Annotated in this window: 14 protein-coding genes and 1 pseudogene; 8 read left to right on the forward strand and 7 right to left on the reverse strand. The window is 67.5% G+C overall.

Features of this window, described 5'->3' with window-relative positions:
* Positions 1–449: pseudogene (locus CFN17_RS16735) on the reverse strand (transketolase); the annotation flags it as partial.
* A 498-nt stretch (positions 450–947) separates the two neighbouring features.
* Between CFN17_RS16735 and CFN17_RS16740 the strand changes: the two are divergent.
* Complete coding sequence (locus CFN17_RS16740) at positions 948–1,910, forward strand: heme o synthase (RefSeq protein ID WP_208748851.1); 963 nt, start codon at positions 948–950, stop codon at positions 1,908–1,910.
* 93 nt (positions 1,911–2,003) lie between these two features.
* Here CFN17_RS16740 and CFN17_RS16745 read toward each other — a convergent pair whose 3' ends face one another.
* From CFN17_RS16745 to CFN17_RS16765, 5 genes are all read right to left on the reverse strand, one after another.
* Positions 2,004–3,206 carry an acyltransferase gene (locus tag CFN17_RS16745; protein WP_261792245.1) on the reverse strand — a complete coding sequence of 401 codons (1,203 nt, stop codon included), beginning with the start codon at positions 3,204–3,206 and terminating at the stop codon, positions 2,004–2,006.
* A gap of 173 nt (positions 3,207–3,379) precedes the next feature.
* The gene (locus CFN17_RS16750; protein ID WP_208748852.1) at positions 3,380–3,904 is read right to left on the reverse strand and encodes a hypothetical protein; all 525 of its coding nucleotides are present in this window, start codon (positions 3,902–3,904) and stop codon (positions 3,380–3,382) included.
* 227 nt (positions 3,905–4,131) lie between these two features.
* The gene (locus tag CFN17_RS16755) at positions 4,132–5,082 is read right to left on the reverse strand and encodes a heme A synthase (protein ID WP_208748853.1); all 951 of its coding nucleotides are present in this window, start codon (positions 5,080–5,082) and stop codon (positions 4,132–4,134) included.
* A 7-nt stretch (positions 5,083–5,089) separates the two neighbouring features.
* Positions 5,090–5,902 (reverse strand): ABC transporter permease, encoded by an 813-nt coding sequence (locus CFN17_RS16760; protein ID WP_208748854.1) that lies wholly within the window; start codon positions 5,900–5,902, stop codon positions 5,090–5,092.
* The gene (locus CFN17_RS16765) at positions 5,899–6,861 is read right to left on the reverse strand and encodes an ABC transporter ATP-binding protein (RefSeq protein WP_208748855.1); all 963 of its coding nucleotides are present in this window, start codon (positions 6,859–6,861) and stop codon (positions 5,899–5,901) included. Before CFN17_RS16765 ends, CFN17_RS16760 begins: the two co-directional genes overlap by 4 nt.
* Positions 6,862–7,084: 223 nt before the next feature.
* On the opposite strand from CFN17_RS16765, the gene CFN17_RS16770 reads away from it, so the two are divergent.
* The 7 genes from CFN17_RS16770 to CFN17_RS16800 all read left to right on the forward strand — a co-directional run bounded on the left by CFN17_RS16770 (position 7,085) and on the right by CFN17_RS16800 (position 13,055).
* A complete protein-coding gene (locus tag CFN17_RS16770) occupies positions 7,085–7,876 on the forward strand; it encodes a metalloregulator ArsR/SmtB family transcription factor (protein ID WP_208751552.1) in 792 nt (263 codons plus the stop codon).
* Positions 7,876–9,339 carry a Fe-S cluster assembly protein SufB gene (gene sufB / locus CFN17_RS16775; protein ID WP_208748856.1) on the forward strand — a complete coding sequence of 488 codons (1,464 nt, stop codon included), beginning with the start codon at positions 7,876–7,878 and terminating at the stop codon, positions 9,337–9,339. Before CFN17_RS16770 ends, sufB begins: the two co-directional genes overlap by 1 nt.
* Positions 9,339–10,625, forward strand: a complete 1,287-nt coding sequence (gene sufD, locus CFN17_RS16780) for a Fe-S cluster assembly protein SufD (RefSeq protein WP_208748857.1) — start codon at positions 9,339–9,341, stop codon at positions 10,623–10,625. The genes sufB and sufD overlap by 1 nt, the downstream gene beginning before the upstream one ends.
* Positions 10,626–10,654: 29 nt before the next feature.
* Complete coding sequence (locus CFN17_RS16785; protein WP_208748858.1) at positions 10,655–11,014, forward strand: non-heme iron oxygenase ferredoxin subunit; 360 nt, start codon at positions 10,655–10,657, stop codon at positions 11,012–11,014.
* Between the two features lie 85 nt (positions 11,015–11,099).
* Positions 11,100–11,897, forward strand: coding sequence for a Fe-S cluster assembly ATPase SufC (sufC, locus tag CFN17_RS16790; RefSeq protein ID WP_208748859.1), 798 nt, complete (start codon positions 11,100–11,102; stop codon positions 11,895–11,897).
* Between the two features lie 13 nt (positions 11,898–11,910).
* Positions 11,911–12,243 carry a metal-sulfur cluster assembly factor gene (locus CFN17_RS16795; RefSeq protein ID WP_208748860.1) on the forward strand — a complete coding sequence of 111 codons (333 nt, stop codon included), beginning with the start codon at positions 11,911–11,913 and terminating at the stop codon, positions 12,241–12,243.
* A gap of 209 nt (positions 12,244–12,452) precedes the next feature.
* Positions 12,453–13,055 carry a hypothetical protein gene (locus CFN17_RS16800; RefSeq protein WP_208748861.1) on the forward strand — a complete coding sequence of 201 codons (603 nt, stop codon included), beginning with the start codon at positions 12,453–12,455 and terminating at the stop codon, positions 13,053–13,055.
* A gap of 26 nt (positions 13,056–13,081) precedes the next feature.
* Here CFN17_RS16800 and CFN17_RS16805 read toward each other — a convergent pair whose 3' ends face one another.
* Entirely contained in the window at positions 13,082–13,969 is an 888-nt protein-coding gene (locus CFN17_RS16805) for a neutral zinc metallopeptidase (RefSeq protein ID WP_208748862.1), read from the reverse strand.
* Between the last annotated feature and the right edge of the window lie 55 nt (positions 13,970–14,024).

A 14,024-nucleotide genomic window follows, 5' to 3' on the forward strand; every position in this document is an offset into this window, starting at 1 on the left:
GGGGCGTCGGCGTCGAACAGGCCCCGCATCCGGCGCTGGGAATACGCGAACCCGACCGCCGAGGCCAGGCCCTGGCCCAGCGGGCCGGTGGTGATCTCCACCCCGGCCGTGTGCTTGTACTCCGGGTGCCCCGGGGTCAGCGACCCCCAGGTCCGCAAAGCCTCCAGGTCCTCCAACTCCAGGCCGTACCCGGCCAGGAACAACTGGATGTACAGGGTCAGGGACGTGTGGCCCGGAGACAGGATGAACCGGTCCCGGCCCAGCCAGTCCGGGTTCTTCGGATCGTGCCGCATCAGCTTCTGGAAGAGAAGGTACGCCGCCGGGGCCAGGCTCATCGCCGTCCCCGGGTGCCCGTTACCGACCTTCTCCACCGCGTCAGCAGCCAGCACCCGGACCGTGTCAACAGCCTTCCGGTCCAGATCGGTCCATGACAGTTCTTGCTCTTCCAAATGTGGCACGAAAACCGAGCCCCTCTCTGTGCTGACGGCCGCCGGTACGCTCGGTCCTGCCTCGGGCACAGTTCGGTGCCCGCTGCGGTTCGTACCAGCCGTTCACCATCGAAACGTTGATCTATCATTCAGACGCAGGTGCAGAGCGGCCTGGTCGGCAATTGCCTACATGCGCGGCTCGTGTGCGCTGATCTACTGACAGCCTAGTCCCATTCCACTGGGTGGTCAGCGTATATCTCACCAATTGGACCTGATTTCGCTTATATGAATCACCGCCGCCAATTGCGGCTGTGAGCCGGCGTTAACGCGCCGGAATCATGAGGGGCGCCGGGCGGCCCGGGCGCGGGCGGCGTCACGGTATGATGGGTGGTGGCCTCCGGCTGGGGCGGGGACGCGGGCGCGCGCTGTGCGCGGCGCCCGATCCGAAGCTTGAAAAGCGTTGCGACATCCACCCCGGGCTGCCCCGCCAGACAGAACTGCCAAGCCAGACAGAACAGAGTGACTGCCACTGTGAGCACAACAAATACGCCGCTGAACGCGTCCCGGGCTTCGGGAAGAATGGGCTTCGGCCGCAAAGCCAAGGCCTACCTGGCGCTCACGAAGCCGCGCGTCATCGAGCTCCTGCTCGTCAGCACCCTGCCCACCATGATCTATGCCGAACGTGGATTCCCCTCTGTCGCACTGATCATGGCGACGCTGGTGGGCGGTGCATTCGCTGCCGGTTCCGCAGGGGCGTTTAACTGCTACATCGACCGTGACATCGACAAGCTCATGCACCGCACGGAGAACCGGCCGCTGGTCACGGGCGAGGTGACCCCCCGCGAAGCCCTCGTCTTCTCCTGGCTGCTCGGCGCTGCCGCGATCGCCATCCTCTGGTTTGGAGCCAACCCGCTCTCCGCGTGGCTGGGCCTGGGCGCCATCGTCTTCTACGTGGTGATCTACACCATGATCCTCAAGCGGCGCACGGCCCAGAACATTGTGTGGGGCGGTGCCGCGGGGTGCTTCCCCGTGCTGATCGCCTGGGCCGCCGTCACCAACACTGTGGAGTGGCCCGCCGTCGTGCTCTTCATGGTGATCTTCCTCTGGACCCCGCCGCACTACTGGCCGCTGTCCATGCGGTACGGCGAGGACTACCGCAACGCCAACGTGCCGATGCTTGGCGCCATTGCCGGCGCCAAGGTGGTCTCCGTGCAGGTTGTTCTCTACGCGTGGGCCATGGTGGCCTGCTCGCTGCTGATGATCCCCGCCGGCGGCGCGGGCTGGGTCTACACGGTGACGGCCGTCGCGGCCGGTGCCTGGTTCCTCTACGAGTCGCACGCCCTCTACAACCGCGCCCAGGCGGGGGATGTGTCCAACAAGGGCGCCATGAAGGTCTTCCACGGTTCCATCAGCTACCTGACCCTGCTCTTCATTGCCCTCGCGGTGGACCCGTTCGTCGGGTCGGCCGTTATGGCCGGCTAAACGCCCCGGGTACAACAGCACAGGCAGACGGCAGACGCCCCCTCACCCATGGGTGAAGGGGCGTCTGCCGTCTGCTGCCGTCCTGGCCCGTGGTTACGGGCTTGTGGCCCGCCGGCGCGCATAGTAGGCATCGAAGCGGATCCGTGCGATGCGTCCCAGCCTTTCAACCGTGTGCCAACTGATGACCGCAATAAGCAGCGTCGCCGCAATGGCGGACACCGCCACGAGCGGCGGCAGATCCGCCGTCGAGCCTCCGTTCAGCCAAAGAATGACGACGTAGTTCCACAGGTAGGCGGCGTAGGAAATGGTGCCCAGCAGCTGGAGCGGCCGCGTCCACGCGGGCATCGGGCGGGTGCGGGAGGCCGCCAGCGCCACCAGGACGGCCGCGGCGGCCATGGCCAGCGGGCCGCCGGCGAAGAAGAAGGCCGGCGTCTCGTTGGCTTTCGGGAAGAAAGCGAGTGCGGCCAGGACGGCGGCTGATCCGAGCAAGGCCACCAGCCGCACGTACCGGCCGGCGAGCCAGCCGAAGACATGGATCCGGTACAGGCGCAGCGCCGATCCGATAATCAGGCCCAGGCCCCAGGTCGTCGGCAGCGCGTAGACCAGCGAGTGCAACTGCGGGGCGAAGACCAGCATGGCCAGCACGCTGACCGCCATGAGGAATACCGCGACGGCAGCTGACCAGCCAATCAGCCGCCCCTGCCGGTTGCGCCGGAGGGCAAGCACGAGCAGGGCCGGCCAGATCAGGTAGAACTGTTCCTCCACCGCCAGCGTCCAGAGCGGTCCGATCGCCATGCTGACGTCGAACGGCAGCGGCAGGTCCTTGAGGTAGGCGAGGCCGGCGAGGACAGTGTAGCCGACGATTCCCTTCGAACGGTCCCCGAGGACGTCCGTGGATAGCTCGACGATGGCATAGACGCCCAGGAAGGAAACCAGCGCAGGCACCAGACGGAACGCCCGGTGTGCGTAGAAACGGCCGTAACGGATCCTTCGGTGCTGTTCGATATCCCGGAGCAGCACGTTGGTGATCAGGTAGCCGCTCAGCACGAAGAAGGCAATGACGCCGATGATTCCGGCACCCTGGAAGACGCCCGGCCAGGAATGTCCCAGCAGGACGGCCCCCACGGCAGCGCCGCGCAGCACGTCCAGGCCGTCCAGCCGCGGGCGCGCAACGCTCCGCGGACCTGCGGCTTGGGGGCCGGTGTTCTTCGCAACTGTGGTTGTCGGGTAGGTGGTTGTCCGGTCTGAAGTTTCCTGGGCGGCCGTCGCGGCCGTTTCACCCGCTAGTAACGCCACATAACCTCCGGGGCCTCTGTCCGGCCGGTCTTGATCTCCGCTGAACTAAGGCAAAACCGGGCCGTTCCTCTTCGTGTGAATGTGCTGGCGGCGTAAGTACGCCTGCTTCCTATTATCCCCGAAGAGGCTGAGTGAAACCTGACTCCGGGCTCCGGGCCCGGAGGCCGCGCCTGTCAGAGGTTGTGGGCGAGCAGTTCCAGGCCGATCACCAGGAGGCTCAGGACCACTTCGGCGAACATGATGGCGGCTTTGTGGTGCAGCGGGATCGGGAGGTTCCGGATCGCCAGGAAGCCCACGACGCCGAGCGAGACAACGAGGACGGCGATCGCCCACCCCAGCGCCGTGGCCGTGGACAGCAGCCCCAGGCCGGCGGCGGCGAGGAGGATCAGCGGCGTCACGAGGACGCCGAGGCCCTCGGCACTGACCGCCATCATGCGGCGGAGTTCTGCGCCGGTGGGCAGCGTGGAATGGACGGTCAGGTGGCTGAGGAGGTCGGCAACGAAGATGCCCAGGAGCGAACCGATCACCACGATGCTGAGGGTGGCCGCCGCGGCGGCCGGTGTGGTCTCGTCCGCGTGGCTCCGAAGCGCCAGGACGACGGCCAGGCTCGTGAAGATTATGTAGACGCGTTCCTTGAGGCTCGCGGCGCGGTGAAGGGCAGACGGGGTGGGCGGCGCGGACGGTTCAAGGGCATCCATGTGAGAAGGCCTTCCGGTAAGCGTCACAGGAGTGAACGAACCCATGCTCACGACCGCAACGATCCAAATGCATGCCATCCCATAGTGCCCCGGGGAATCCCGCCGGGGCCAGAGCGCGGCGGGATCCAGCCCCATAAATGAAGCAACGCGGGGTCATTTGTGGCCCATCCGGGACGCCCGGACGGACCACAAATGACCCCGCGTTGCTTGCGGGCGGAGCTATGTGGCTACGGCTGGCCGGTCGGACTGTAACGCGCCAGGTCTGCGGCGTTGGTGGCCGCGCACATCAGTAGGGCGGCCGCCAGCATGTGGGCACCCACCAGCAGCGCCGGGATGCCGTTGTAGTACTGCGCGAAGCCGATGACGGCCTGCAGCACCGTGACGCCCAGGAGCATGAACACCGCGGAGCGGAACGGCCCGGGGATCCGCCCGCGAAGCACGAGGAACACACCGAACAGCGTGCCGGCGGTCACCAGGTAGGCCGGTACCGCGTGGATGTGCGCGAACAGGTCCCAGTCGAGGTCATTGCGCGGGGCGTTGGCGTCGCCGGCGTGCGGCCCGGCACCGGTGACCACGACGCCCAGGCAGACGGCCAGGGCGGAGAAGAGCGCGACGGCGGTCATCACCGGACGGGCGACACCCGGCAGGGCCGGCAGTTGCACGGTCCGGGCCTTGCCGGTGCGGCCGTAGGCGCGGTTGACCAGCAGGGTTGCCAGGACCACCAGGGCCATGGAGACCAGGAAGTGCAGGCCCACCACCCAGGGGTTGAGCCCGGTCAGCACCGTGATCCCGCCGATCACGGCCTGTGCCGGGATGCTGGCGAGCAGGCCCAGGGCCAACAGGAAGAGGTCACGGCGTTCCTTGCGGAGGTTCCACAGGTAGACCAGCATCATGACGGCGACGGCGGCCAGTGCGAACGTCAGGAGCCGGTTGCCGAATTCGATGATCCCGTGGAAGCCCATTTCCGGCGTGGTCACCAGGGACTCGTCCGTGCAGCGCGGCCAGGTGGGGCAGCCGAGGCCCGAGGCCGTCAGGCGCACGGCGCCGCCGGTGACCACCAGGACGATCTGCCCGACGAGGGACAGCACGGCCAGCCGCCGGATCGTCTTGTCGACCTTGACGGGCAGCCGGGAGGTGAATCCGGACACGATCCGGGGTGTGCGTGACGCCGTGCTCACAGTTTTCTCAATTCCATTTGAACCAACGGATTGCCGCGCCGCCGGCGATCGCCGTCCAGAGCAGCAGGACAAAGACGCCGGCCGCGTTGACGCTGCCGTACAGGAAAGCATCCCTCAGCGCCTGGCCCAGCGCGCCGGAGGGGAGGAAGTGCACCACGGCCTGGGCCAGGGCGGGCAGCCGCTCGGCCGGGATCACGATCCCGCCGAGGGCGCCGAGCAGGATCCAGAGCAGGTTGGTGATGGCCAGGGTGGCCTCGGGCCGGACGGTCCCGGCGACCAGCAGCCCCAGCGCCGTGAAGGCGGCGGCCCCGAGGACCAGGATCGCCAGGCCGGACAGCCAGCCGGCAGGGTCGGGCTGCCAGCCCAGGACCAGCGCCACCGCGGTGACGATCAGCACCTGCACCGCCAGGACGGCCAGGACAGCCAGGATCTTTCCGGCGATCAGGCCCGTGCGGCCGAGGGGAGTGGTGGAGAGGAAGCGCAGGACGCCGTAGCGGCGGTCGAACCCGGTGGCGATGCCCTGGCCGGTGAAGGCGGTGGACATGGCGCACAGGGCCAGGATGCCGGGGACGGCCACGTTGATGCGGCTCGACCCGACACCATCCAGCAGCGGGGTTACGGTCAGCCCGATCATGGCCAGCAGCGGCAGCACGATCGCCAGGATCAGCTGCTCACCGTTGCGCAGCATGGTGATGGTTTCGTACTGTCCCTGCAGCAGGATCCGGCGCAGCAGCGGGGCGGGTGCGCCGCCACGGGCCGTGCGGTGCTCGCTGCCCGTGGGGGCACTGCCCAGCGGGGCGCCGCCGGATACGCGATTCATCGGATCTCCCTTCCGGAGATGTCCAGGAAGACGTCCTCGAGGCTGCGTGCCTGCAGGCTCAGCGAGCCGGGCATGATGCCGCGCGCAGCCCACCAGGCCGTGATTGCGGCGAGATCGGCGGGGGTCAGGGCGCCGGTTACGGCATAGCTGCCGGCCCGCGCCTCGGTGACGTCGACGCCGGCGGGCAGCACGCCGGTGAAGTCCAGTCCGGGTTCGGCCTCGAACAGTAGCGTGCGGATGTGCTGTCCGGCGTCGGGAAGCTCGTGGCGCAGGAGCTGCGCGACGGTGCCTTCGGCGACGTTCCGGCCGGCGTCGATGATGTAGACGTAGTCGGCCAGTCGCTGGGCGTCGTCCATCAGGTGCGTGGTCAAGACAATGCCCATGCCGCTGTTGCGCAGCTCGGCGATGAGATCGAAGACCACCTGGCGGGACTGCGGGTCCAGGCCGGCGCTTGGTTCGTCGAGGAACAGGACTTCGGGGTTGCCGACCAGCGCCGCGGCCAGCGCGAGCCGCTGTTTCTGTCCGCCGGACAGGCGTCGCACCGAGGTCCGGCTGAACGAGTCGATGCCCAGCCGGGCGATGAGTTCGTCCACCGGCCACGGGTTCTGGTACATGCCTGCAATATGCCGGAGCAGCGGGATGGGACGGGCAGACGGCGGCAGTCCGCCATCCTGGAGCATGACCCCGACCCGTGCACGCAGGCCTGCCCCGGCCGCGTCCGGATCCTCGCCGAGGAGGCTGACGGTGCCGGCGGTCCGCCGCTGCAGCCCCTGGGCGCATTCGATGGTGGTTGTTTTGCCGGCACCGTTGGCCCCCAGGAGGGCCGTGACCTGGCCGCGTTCGGCCATGAGGGACAGGCCGCTGACCACGCGCAGCATCTTGCCGTCCAGGGTGGGCAGTGGACCAACATCCTTGACGAGCCCGTCGATAGTCAGGACGGGGGATTCGGGAGATCGCACCAGAACATTCTACGGGATGTAGTACGGCTGTTTCCCGGCGCGCATGTCTGCCTGCCGCTGCTTGCCGGGTGCGGAGGCAAGCCATGCCTTACTGGAATGCCGGAGTAAATTACGACATGATTGTGTTGTGTATTCCGTGAGTTCCCCCGCATCTGAGGCCCTGCCCTCGCGCGGCTCCGCGCGCGACGGCGCCGGCCGCCCGCACGTGGCAGTCGTTCCGGACGTGCCCGCGGCTGCTCCTGCCGTCGGCGGGAGCCACACCCACAGCCACTCCCACGATGCCGAAGAGCGCACCCGCGACCGTGTCCTGAACGCCGTCCTGGAGCACGGGCCCATCAGCGCGGCCGAACTCGGCGACCTCCTGGGCTTCACCCCCGCCGCCGTCCGCCGCCACCTGGACCACCTCTCGCGCAGCGGCGTGATCGAGGTCAAGCGGGTTGCCCGCGCCGGTGCCGGCGCCGGACGGCCCGCCCGCCGGTACGTGCTCAGCTCCCAGGGCCAGTCCACTCTCGGCAACGACTATCTCGACATCGCCACCGTTGCCCTGCGCCGCCTGGGCGAGGCGGCCGGGCCCGGGGCAGTGCGGCAGTTCGCCGTCGAGCGGTTCGCCGACATGGAACGCCGCTACGCGCCCGAAATCGAACAGGCCGGGCCGGACATCACGGCCCGCGCCCAGGCCCTCTCCGAAGCGCTGAGCCGCGACGGATTCGTCGCCTCAGCGCAGTCGATTGAAGCCAAAGCACCGCTCCCGGCGGCCCTCTCCAGCGTGCAGCTCTGCCAGGGGCACTGCCCCATCCAGCACCTGGCGGCCCAGTTCCCCGTGTTCTGCGATGTGGAGACCGAAGTGTTCTCCCGCCTGGTCGGCGTCGACGTGCGCCGGCTGTCCACCCTGGCACGCGGCGGGCACGTCTGCACCACCCACATACCTACGGGCCGTCCGGCCGCCGGGGCGTCCAGTCCCGCAGCCCCGGGCAACCCGGACGAAGTATCCAACCATCTGCAAGAAAGGCCGTGATGACGGACCAACTATCAGAGAAGAAGGTTGCTGACTCTACTGTGATTTCGGAGATTCTCGAGAAGAATCCCGAGCTCCACGGAATCGGCACCTATGAGTACGGCTGGGCCGACAAGACCGACGTCGGCGCCAACGCCCGCCGCGGCATCGACGAGGAAGTTGTCCGGGACATTTCGGCCAAGAAGAGCGAGCCGGAATGGATGCTGGACCTCCGCCTCAAGGGCCTGAAGTACTTCGACCGCAAGCCCATGCCCACCTGGGGCGCGGACCTGTCCGGCATCGACTTCGACAACATCAAGTACTTCGTGCGTTCCACCGAGAAGCAGGCCGCCACCTGGGAGGATCTGCCCGAGGACATCCGGAACACCTACGAGAAGCTGGGCATTCCGGAAGCCGAGCGCAGCCGCCTCGTCTCCGGTGTCGCCGCCCAGTACGAATCCGAGGTCGTCTACCACCAGATCCGCGAGGACCTCGAAGCCCAGGGCGTCATCTTCCTGGACACAGATACCGCCCTGCGCGAGCACCCGGAGATCTTCCAGGAGTACTTCGGGACGATCATCCCGGTCGGCGACAACAAATTCGCGTCCCTCAACACGGCCGTCTGGTCCGGCGGCTCCTTCGTGTACGTCCCCAAGGGCGTCCACGTGGACATTCCGCTGCAGGCATACTTCCGCATCAACACGGAAAACATGGGCCAGTTCGAGCGCACCCTGATCATCGCCGACGAGGACTCCTACGTCCACTACATCGAAGGTTGCACCGCGCCGATCTACACCTCGGACTCGCTGCACTCCGCTGTCGTCGAAATCGTGGTCAAGAAGGGCGCCCGCGTCCGCTACACGACCATCCAGAACTGGTCCAACAACGTCTACAACCTGGTCACCAAGCGCGCCATCTGCGAAGAGGGCGCCACCATGGAATGGATCGACGGCAACATCGGCTCCAAAGTGACCATGAAGTACCCGGCCGTCTACCTCGTCGGTGAAGGCGCCAAGGGCGAGACCCTGTCCATCGCGTTCGCCGGCGAAGGCCAGCACCAGGACACCGGCTCCAAGATGGTCCACATCGCGCCGAACACGAAGAGCTCGATCATCTCCAAGTCGGTGGCCCGGGGCGGCGGCCGCGCCGCCTACCGCGGCCTGGTCCAGGTCCGCGAAGGCGCCAAGCACTCGGCCAACACGGTCCGCTGCGACGCGCTGCTGGTGGACACCATCAGCCGTTCGGACACCTACCCGTACATCGACATCCGCGAGGACGACGTCGTGATGGGCCACGAGGCGACAGTCTCGCGCGTCAGCGAAGAGCAGCTGTTCTACCTGATGTCCCGCGGCATGCGTGAGGACGAGGCCATGGCGATGATCGTCCGCGGCTTCATCGAGCCGATCGCCCGTGAACTGCCGATGGAATACGCCCTCGAGCTGAACCGCCTGATTGAACTGCAGATGGAAGGATCGGTCGGTTAATGACTGACATCACTACTGAAAAGGCCCGCATCGGCGCGCCCTCATCCCAGCCGTTCATCGACGGCTTCACCGAGGAAGGCGAAAGCCTGTCCCCGCTGAACGCTGCGGAGTCCAAGTCCCCGCTGGCCGGCGAGGCCGTCAAGGCGCACTCGCACGGCGGCGGCGTCGGCATCCCGGACAGCTCACGCGCCGGTCGCCTGACCTCCTACAAGCTGGCCGACTTCAAGCCGCTCACCGGCATGGAAGAGGACTGGCGCTTCACCCCGCTCAAGCGCCTCCGCGGCCTGCACACCGCCGTCCTCAACGGCGCGGCCCCGTCCGTCGCCGTCACCGCCCCGGACAGCGTCCGGGTCGAGAGGGTCGGCCGCGACGACGCCCGGATCGGCTCCGCCGGCATCCCGGAGGACCGGGTGTCCGCCAACGCCTGGGAAAACTTCACCGAAGCCACCGTCATCACGGTTCCGGCCGAGGTCCAGGCCGAGTCCGAGATCAGCGCCGTGCTGACCGGTCAGGGCACCGAGGCGTCCGCGCAGCACGTTGTCATCGTGGCCGAGAAGTTCGCCAAGGCTGTCGTTGTCCTGGACCACCAGGGCACGGCCGTCGTGTCCGAAAACGTCGAGATCGTCGTCGGGGACGGCGCGGACCTGACCGTCATCTCGCTCCAGGAATGGAACGACGACACCGTGCACGCCTCCTCCCAGCAGGCGAAGATCGGCCGCGACGCGAAATTCAAGCACATCGTCGTCAGCCTCGGCGGCGACCTCGTGCGCGTCACGCCGTCGGCCCGCTTCGCCGCCCCGGGCGCCGAAGCGGAACTGCTCGGGCTCTACTTCGCCGACGCCGGCCAGCACCTGGAGCAGCGCCTGTTCGTTGATCACGGCGTGCCCAACTGCAAGTCGAACGTCCTGTACAAGGGCGCCCTGCAGGGCCGCAACGCGCACACCGTGTGGGTGGGCGACGTCCTGATCCGCAAGGAAGCCGAAGGCACCGACACCTACGAGGCCAACCGCAACCTGGTCCTGACCGACGGCGCCCGCGCCGACTCCGTGCCGAACCTTGAGATCGAGACCGGCCTGATCGCCGGCGCCGGCCACGCCAGCGCCACCGGCCGCTTCGACGACGAGCACCTGTTCTACCTGATGGCCCGCGGCATTCCGGAAGACGTGGCCCGCCGCCTCGTGGTCCGCGGCTTCCTGAACGAGATCATCCAGCAGATCAGGGTGCCGGCCATCGAGGAACGCCTCACGGCCGCCGTCGAACGCGAACTCGCGGCAACCAACCACTAGCCGGCACCGCCAGATAAACAGGACACCAGATGACTGAACAGCCCAAGGGCGAGCTCGTCTGCAACGCCAGCGAGATCCAGGTCAAGCAGGCGCTGCGGATCCTGATCGACGACTACCCGGTCGCCGTGGTCAAGGACTCGATGGGGGAGATCCACGCGATCGGGGACACCTGCTCGCACGCGGACATCTCCCTCGCCGAAGGCGAGGTCGAAGGCTGCCTGATCGAATGCTGGGGCCACGGCTCCCAGTTCGACCTGCGCAGCGGCGAACCGCTCCAGCTGCCGGCCTACGATCCGGTGCCCGTCTTTGCCGTCACCATCCAGGGCGACGAGGTCTACGTAGACGTCACCACCGTCCTGAACGGCGCGGAAGCCCCGAACTTCAGCTAGCTGCCACAGCCGGCTACCCGCTAAGCAACTTATCGACAAGAACCGCACCGTGCCGGAGGGCACGGTGCAGAGGAGAACAAGACATATGTCTACTCTTGAGATCAAGGACCTGCACGTCAGCATTGAGACGGAGCAGGGCACCAAGGAAATCCTGAAGGGCGTCAGCCTGACCATCAAGACCGGCCAGACCCACGCCATCATGGGCCCCAACGGGTCGGGCAAGTCCACCCTGGCGTCCACTATCGCCGGCCACCCGCGCTACAACGTCACGTCCGGTTCCATCACCCTCGACGGTGAAGACGTCCTCGCGATGAGCGTCGACGAGCGTGCCCGCGCCGGCCTCTTCCTGGCCATGCAGTACCCGGTGGAGGTTCCGGGCGTCAGCATGACCAACTTCCTGCGCACCGCCAAGACCGCGATCGACGGCGAAGCCCCCTCCCTGCGGCACTGGACCAAGGACGTCAAGGCCGCCATGGCGCAGCTGCGCATCGACGCGGACTTCACCCAGCGCAACGTCAACGAGGGCTTCTCCGGCGGCGAAAAGAAGCGCGTCGAGATCCTCCAGCTCGAGCTGTTCAAGCCGAAGTTCGCGATTCTGGACGAAACCGACTCCGGCCTGGACGTCGACGCCCTCAAAGTTGTCTCCGAAGGCGTCAACCGCGCCCACGCCGAAGGCAACATGGGCACCCTGCTCATCACCCACTACACCCGCATCCTGCGCTACATCAAGCCGGAATTCGTGCATGTGTTCGTGGACGGCAAGGTTGTCGAAGAAGGCGGCCCCGAACTCGCCGACCGCCTTGAGGAAGAAGGCTACGACCGCTACGTCCAGGGCGCCGGAGCCGCCGCTTACGCTGCCGCAGACGCTGCAGCCCAGGCCTAGTTAGGACTCCGCCATGACCGAAATCCATGTGGCCCGCGCGGGCCTCGAAGATGTCGAAGAGGCACTCAAGGATGTGATCGACCCGGAACTCGGCGTCAACATCGTTGACCTTGGCCTGCTCTACGGTCTGAAGTACTCAGACGACGACGGCGCCCTGCTGATCGACATGACCCTCACCACGGCCGCCTGCCCGCTCACCGACGTCATCGAGGAGCAGGTCGGCAAGGCCCTGGACGGGATTGTGGACGACTGGCGGCTCAACTGGGTCTGGATGCCGCCGTGGGGTCCGGAACGGATCACCGAAGACGGACGCGACCAGATGCGCGCCCTCGGCTTCAACATCTAGAGCCCCGCACCGTACCGGCAGCACCGCCCGGGAGGTGAACGACGCCGGCCCCGCCTCACTGAGGCGGGGCCGGCGTCGTTTCCCGTTCCCTTATTGCCACGTCGGTGGTCTGATAAAGACAGCAGTTCACGGCGGCCCTGCAGTTGCGGGGCGGTGCGGAACCAAGTGCAGTGCGGAATCAGTCCAGTGCGTAGAGGAGGCAACCCGGGATGGATGCCATGCCACCGCCGGTACCGGGACCGGACGGCGCCGCCGGTGACTTCGTCGTGGTCGAGGACAGCGGCGAGTTCTCCTACTACACGTCCACGGAAGCGCTCCTGGCCGACTTCGAATACGTCGGCGAAGCCCCGTGCATCATTGACCGGGACGCCAGGACGTACCGGCTCGAGTTGGACGAGAACCGCCACCTGCGCCTGGGACCGCCGTTGGGCACCGTGGAATTCCACTGGCTGCGCCAGGCCCTGGCCGACGCCCGGGAGGTGCACCCCGACAGGCACCGGCTGCAGCGCACCGAGGCTGCCGGACGCGCGGATCTGGTGGCCGGACTGTTCGAAACACTCCAGCTGGAGCGCGGCACAGGGGCCGATCTGGGGCTGTGGGGCCTGGACCTTGACGGGCTGGCGACCCGGCGCAACGCACTGGCCGACGTCGACCGTCTCCTGGCCAACCATGAACGGCTCGACGGCGTCCGCGTCACCGACCCGTTTGGCCACCACTACCGGCCCGTCTGGCATCCAAAGCACCGGCACCTGGGCCATGCCGGATTCCTGACCTACGTCGAGGTCCCGGCCCCGACGCCGCGACGGTGGTGACCAGGCCAGGAACCCGCTGCGGGCCGCTAAGGCGTGGCCACCGCGAACGTGTCGCACTGGTTGATGTCACCGGATGTGTAACCCCGGTAGAACCATTTCTGCCGCTGGGCACTGGAGCCGTGGGTCCAGGCCTCGGGGGAGACGCGACCGGTTGCGGCCTTCTGGATGCGGTCGTCGCCCACGGCAGAGGCGGCAGAGAGGGCGTCCTGGAGGTCCTTGTCCGTAAGCGCCTCGAGGTACGGCTGGCCGGTCTTGGGGTCCGGCTGCGTCGTGGCGTAGTGCGCCCACAGACCCGCGTAGCAGTCGGCCTGGAGCTCCACGCGGACACCTCCGGAAGCCGGGCCCTGGGGATCCTGCTGGGCCCGGTCCAGGGTGCCCAGCAGGTTCTGGACGTGGTGGCCGAACTCATGCGCGACAACGTATTCCTGGGCCAGCGGGCCGCCGGATGAGCCGAACCGGTCCACGAGCTCCTGGAAGAAACCGGGGTCGAAGTACGCCGTCGTGTCGACGGGGCAGTAGAACGGCCCCACCTCGGACGTCGCGGCGCCGCAGCCGGTGTTCGTTCCGCCGGTGAAGATCACGGCGTCCGGCCGCGGGTACTTCCTGTTGTACTGCGCCAGGTAGGCCGGCCAGAAAGCGTTCAGGCTGTTGACCGTTCCGGTGATCCGGCAGTCGAGCCGGGCGTCGGCGTCGGCCCCGGTCTGGCAGGCGGGGGCCGTGCCCTGGCTCTGCGACTGGGGGGCCTGGGTGCTGCCGGCCAGCCCCTCGAGAAGCTGCGGGTTGATGCCGAACAGGGCGGCGAGCAGCAGGATGATGCCGCCGCCAATCCCGCCGCCGATCATGGGGCCGCGGCCCATGCCGCGGCGGTCCTGGACCTGGGACGGATCCAGCGGGGCGTTGTCATTGAAGCTCATGGAGTCACAATATCCCGCGCAGGCGGCGCGGGAGGCCGGCAACGGTAAAGTTGGT

The sequence above is a fragment of the Arthrobacter sp. PM3 genome, assembly GCF_003352915.1.
Classification (GTDB): domain Bacteria; phylum Actinomycetota; class Actinomycetes; order Actinomycetales; family Micrococcaceae; genus Arthrobacter.